Origin of the sequence: Tessaracoccus caeni, from assembly GCF_029211185.1 — a bacterium.
GTDB classification, from domain to species: domain Bacteria; phylum Actinomycetota; class Actinomycetes; order Propionibacteriales; family Propionibacteriaceae; genus Arachnia; species Arachnia caeni.
The window spans coordinates 1-1,751 of the sequence record NZ_JARGDO010000047.1 but is presented as its reverse complement, the minus strand read 5'-3'; the positions used below and the strand labels follow the sequence as shown (position 1 = coordinate 1,751).

Sequence of the window (1,751 nt, the reverse complement as noted above, 5' to 3'; positions counted from 1 at the left end):
TTTTGTGGTTGCAGGTTGTGGTTTTTCTTTGAGTGTTCATTGATTCGGATTCGAGCTAGATGTTTGGATTTGGGTTTTTGGTTCGCTCTTCATGTTTGATTATGGCCAATGTCTTCTCTGGTTCTTTGTGGTTGGGGTTGTGTTGGTTGTGGTTTTTTGTTGGAGAGTTTGATCCTGGCTCAGGACGAACGCTGGCGGCGTGCTTAACACATGCAAGTCGAACGGTAAGGCCCTTTCGGGGGTACACGAGTGGCGAACGGGTGAGTAACACGTGAGTAACCTGCCTCTGACTCTGGGATAACAGCCGGAAACGGTTGCTAATACTGGATATTCTGCTCTCATCGCATGGTGGGGGTTGGAAAGTTTTTTCGGTTGGGGATGGACTCGCGGCCTATCAGCTTGTTGGTGAGGTAGTGGCTCACCAAGGCTTCGACGGGTAGCCGGCCTGAGAGGGCGACCGGCCACATTGGGACTGAGATACGGCCCAGACTCCTACGGGAGGCAGCAGTGGGGAATATTGCACAATGGGCGGAAGCCTGATGCAGCAACGCCGCGTGCGGGATGACGGCCTTCGGGTTGTAAACCGCTTTCACCCATGACGAAGTTTGTTTGACGGTAGTGGGAGAAGAAGCACCGGCTAACTACGTGCCAGCAGCCGCGGTGATACGTAGGGTGCGAGCGTTGTCCGGATTTATTGGGCGTAAAGAGCTTGTAGGCGGTTGGTTGCGTCAGAAGTGAAAACTCGGGGCTTAACTCCGAGCTTGCTTTTGATACGGGCTGACTTGAGGGAAGTAGGGGAGAATGGAATTCCTGGTGAAGCGGTGGAATGCGTAGATATCAGGAGGAACACCGGTGGCGAAGGCGGTTCTCTGGACTTTTCCTGACGCTGAGAAGCGAAAGCGTGGGGAGCAAACAGGCTTAGATACCCTGGTAGTCCACGCTGTAAACGGTGGGTACTAGGTGTGGGGGACATTCCACGTTCTCCGTGCCGTAGCTAACGCATTAAGTACCCCGCCTGGGGAGTACGGCCGCAAGGCTAAAACTCAAAGGAATTGACGGGGCCCCGCACAAGCGGCGGAGCATGCGGATTAATTCGATGCAACGCGAAGAACCTTACCTGGGTTTGACATATGCCGGAAGCATTCAGAGATGGGTGTGCCTTTTTGGTCGGTTTACAGGTGGTGCATGGCTGTCGTCAGCTCGTGTCGTGAGATGTTGGGTTAAGTCCCGCAACGAGCGCAACCCTCGTCCTATGTTGCCAGCGGGTTATGCCGGGGACTCATGGGAGACCGCCGGGGTCAACTCGGAGGAAGGTGGGGATGACGTCAAGTCATCATGCCCCTTATGTCCAGGGCTTCACGCATGCTACAATGGCCGGTACAGTGGGTTGCGAGCCTGTGAGGGTGAGCGAATCTCTAAAAGCCGGTCTCAGTTCGGATTGGGGTCTGCAACTCGACCCCATGAAGTCGGAGTCGCTAGTAATCGCAGATCAGCAACGCTGCGGTGAATACGTTCCCGGGGCTTGTACACACCGCCCGTCAAGTCATGAAAGTCGGTAACACCCGAAGCCGGTGGCCTAACCACATTGTGGGGGGAGCCGTCGAAGGTGGGACTGGTAATTAGGACTAAGTCGTAACAAGGTAGCCGTACCGGAAGGTGCGGCTGGATCACCTCCTTTCTAAGGAGCCATATATGTCCCACGTTTTCCGTTGTGGGATGGGTTTCTGTGGAACATTGACCTAGATCATTAT

At 54.5% G+C, this 1,751-nt stretch carries 1 rRNA gene; it reads left to right on the top strand.

Annotation, left to right across the window (positions count from 1 at the left end):
* Positions 1-156: 156 nt before the first annotated feature.
* Positions 157-1,678: ribosomal RNA gene (locus tag P0D62_RS18905) — 16S ribosomal RNA — on the top strand.
* The last annotated feature ends 73 nt before the right edge of the window (positions 1,679-1,751 follow it).